Source organism: Bacillus sp. V26 (assembly GCF_034296245.1).
GTDB lineage: Bacteria > Bacillota > Bacilli > Bacillales > Bacillaceae > Bacillus > Bacillus halotolerans.
Map to the genome: position 1 here is coordinate 1 of NZ_JAXKQF010000014.1, position 1548 is coordinate 1548.

The window sequence follows — 1548 nt, forward strand, 5'->3', positions numbered from 1 at the left end:
TCAGCTTGTAGAGAAAACGATGTTTTTTCTACAAGCTTTTTTGTTTCTTTAGATGCTTATTGTATTTTAGATACAGAAAAAGGCTCCCACATATCTATCCCTGCTTGGATAGGTATGTGGCAATCTTCTTCATGTTCTGGCATGCGGCTGTGAGGAGAACTTGTTCGCTCACATTTCGTTGTCCCCTTAACCTGCAATAGCGAAGCCCATGCAGCTGTTTTGAATCTGCAAAGCTTCGCTCTATTTTTTCTTTTCTTTTTTTGTAGAGGTTTTTTCCTGAAACAGACAAGCGATTTTGTCTGACCTTTTCTTTATGGTCTTCCCATACATGCCGAGTAATCACTTTCTGCCGATTCTTTGATTTTGTACAGTTTTCAAGCAGCGGGCATGAGGAACATATTTCAGGATTTGATTTATATGTCCGGTAGCCTTTTCGGTCAGTTGTTGAGTACGTAAGGATTTGCTGGTTCGGGCAAATATATCTGTCTTGTTCACTGTCGTAATGAAATTTCCATTTTGGAAACAAGCCTCGGATAGGGTGATAAAGTCTATGTGCGATGACACCAAAGATTTGTCGGTCAGATAATCCTTTACAGATCGGAGTCGTTAAATATCCGGAATCAAGGGCGACGGCTTCTGCTTGAAACCCAAATCGTGCGATTTGGTGATCCAATCGGTCAAGATAGGGCACAGAATCATGGACATTTCCAGGTGTGACATAGGTATCTGTGATAATGTTGTATTTCATATCTGTTGTGCGGTGATCTAAATAGAAAAAACCTTCTGGTTTGTTTTCACGATACAGATATCCACTTTCCGGATCTGTTGTACTATGGCGGATCTCTTTTTCAGCTTTCACCTCCTCTTTGATTGTTAATGGCTTTTTTCCGTGTTCCTCCCGATCCTCTTGAATGGCTTCATTTAAATCTTTGATATAGTTTTGGGTATCCTGCGCAATTGTTTTTCTTGTGTATTTATGCTTGTTGGCATTGGCTTTCAGATGAGTTGAATCGGTGAATAGGACACGTCCGCCCACCATGTCATGATTGATGGCCTGAAGAACGATCTCATCAAAAATGTCTTGGAAGATGGTTGTATCTTTAAAGCGTGTGCGTCTGTTCCAGCTGATGGTGGAGTGGTGCGGAACCGGGTCATTGATATTCAGTCCCAAAAACCATCTGTACGCCATATTGTAGTAAATTTCTTTTTCGAGCTGTCTTTCTGAACGGATACCGTAGAGGTAGCCGATAAACATCATTTTGAATAAAATTAGCGGATCAAGTGAGGGGCGGCCTTTGTTTTCGCTGTAGTAAGGTTTCACCTTTTCAATGATGAAAGAGAAGTCTATGTGTTTATCAATTTTACGAAGCAGATGATCCTCTTCGACGAGTTGGTCAAGCAGAACAAATTCGGCTGCATTTTGAGAAGAATTTCTTGTGTGCAACATGAGAAAGACACCGTCCTTGTAAGTCTTTCTTTTATTTTATTACATGAGAATGGATATTTTAAGAAAAAATAAAGGCTGTCGAGATTTTCTCGACAGCCTGA

General features: G+C 40.4%; 1 protein-coding gene. It reads right to left on the minus strand.

Annotation, left to right across the window (positions count from 1 at the left end):
• Positions 1–94: 94 nt before the first annotated feature.
• Positions 95–1447: an IS1182 family transposase gene (locus UJ203_RS20705; protein ID WP_322013640.1), complete on the minus strand. Its 1353-nt coding sequence runs from the start codon at positions 1445–1447 to the stop codon at positions 95–97.
• Positions 1448–1548 lie beyond the last annotated feature (101 nt).

Coding starts and splice junctions, on each gene's coding strand:
- UJ203_RS20705 (WP_322013640.1), bottom strand. CDS start 1,447: ATGTTGCACACAAGAAATTCTTCTCAAAATGCAGCCGAATTTGTTCTG.